Raw genomic sequence first — 1,150 nt, forward strand, 5'->3', positions numbered from 1 at the left:
CCTCCAGTTGGATTGCCCCGAGACATGCCAGAAAACCACGCCTCATTCGCAGAGGCTCGGCAATGACGAACCATGTTCATAGAGACTGACTGAGTCCCGCCAAATGACTGCACGTGCCGCTGTGCTGTTTAACCGATAGTGCTTTGACGCTGCTTTCAAAGCGCACTTCTGCCGTTACTGCGGCAGGCTCACTATAGCCCAACCAGCCTCCATCAGTGCGCCATGGATTACTTCCGGCCTTTTGGTCGGAACCCTGGGGATCGACAGGTTCCTCATAAGATCCATGTTTATGTCGGAGCCGATCCACCCCGGCGCAACTCCGTTGCGCCGGACGCCTTCGCTATTGTCGATCGCCATCGCCCGCGTGAGCCGGTGGATCCCGGACCGGCTTTGGAAGTGCAGTAGGCCGCGAGTTTCGTATTGGAGCCAGMGCTTCGATCGAGCCGACGTTGGTGCCGCTCGCCGACCGTAGGTGGAGGCGTACATCAATGCCGCACGGCAGCGCTCTTTTAAGTTCCGTCTGGATTCCGCGGTTGTTCGTGCAGTCATGTCGCGATGCTCCTTTGCGGACATACATGTTGCCTTGCGTCAGCCCGCCAGCAAATTGTGGGGTCTCTATTTCTCTGGTGATCTGCCTTTTTCAGGTATCCGGAAAACCCAGTAATGAGCGTCCTCCTCTGCGACGTATCTGCCGTCGTAAAGACATTGTGCAAGCACGAGTACACCCGCATCCTCCAGGCGCTTCACCTCGTCTGCGAAGCATGCGGCATCAGCATAGCTCCTGCGGGTGTTTGCGATGATAAACCCCTTCGGGCGCGTAACGCGGGCTAACTCACGCAGCCGATCTGGTTGGACATGCCCGAGCGTTAAGACGCCGCAGCACACGGTGATATCATAACTCGCGGAATATCCGGAGAGCGGCAAGCTAAGATCAACGTCGCCTCTGACATCGCGGTAGACGCGAGTTTCCCGAGCCTTTTCAGCCATCTCGTTGGAGAGGTCGAACCCATCGATTAACCGGAATCCGAGGCGTTCCAGTTCCACTCCGACGAGGCCCGTTCCACAGCCGGCATCCAAAATCGCGGTGGCTGCCCGTGCCTTGTCCAAATAGGCCATTTGTACAACAGCCGCGAGTTCGGCCACGATGGTC

1 protein-coding gene is annotated in these 1,150 nt (G+C 57.7%); it reads right to left on the minus strand.

Annotated features, from left to right (window positions below; genetic code table 11):
* Nucleotides 1-615: 615 nt before the first annotated feature.
* On the minus strand, nucleotides 616-1,150 hold a 535-nt coding region (locus tag ORS3428_RS08705; RefSeq protein ID WP_071096483.1), incomplete at its 5' end, for a class I SAM-dependent DNA methyltransferase.

Source organism: Mesorhizobium sp. ORS 3428 (genome assembly GCF_001854785.1).
GTDB lineage: Bacteria > Pseudomonadota > Alphaproteobacteria > Rhizobiales > Rhizobiaceae > Mesorhizobium.